General features: G+C 45.3%; 1 protein-coding gene. It reads right to left on the reverse strand.

Features of this window, described 5'->3' with window-relative positions; translation table 11 throughout:
• Positions 1–440 (reverse strand): ATP-binding cassette domain-containing protein (locus M4D81_RS34645; RefSeq protein ID WP_260069692.1); only part of this gene is annotated, 440 nt, incomplete at its 3' end.
• Between the last annotated feature and the right edge of the window lie 13 nt (positions 441–453).

The raw sequence follows: 453 nt of genomic DNA on the forward strand, positions 1-453 counted from the left end.
TGCTCATGTGTGCCCTGTTCTTCCACACGGCCACCATCCAAAACATAGATAATGTCCGCATTCATAACTGTCGACAACCTATGTGCTATAAAAATCGTTGTTTTACCCTGACGAAGAATATCGAGTTGCTGCAGTACAAGTCGTTCGGTCTCCAAGTCCAGCGCCGAAGTAGCTTCGTCCAGAATGAGAATTTCACTGTCTGCCAATAATGCACGTGCGAGGGCAATACGCTGCCTCTGTCCGCCTGACAGTTGGATACCCCGCTCTCCCACCTTTGTATCATAACCGTGTTGAAGAGACTCAATAAACTCGTGAATTCTCATGCTTCTGCAGATATCCTTCAACTTATCCTCATGAATGTGGCGTCCCAATGTCAAATTATATTGAATCGTATCGGGAAACAGATAAGCTTCTTGAAAAACAATATCAATCCGCTTCATCCAGTCATCCCGT

The sequence above is a fragment of the Paenibacillus sp. p3-SID867 genome (assembly GCF_025142895.1).
GTDB lineage: Bacteria > Bacillota > Bacilli > Paenibacillales > Paenibacillaceae > Paenibacillus_AQ.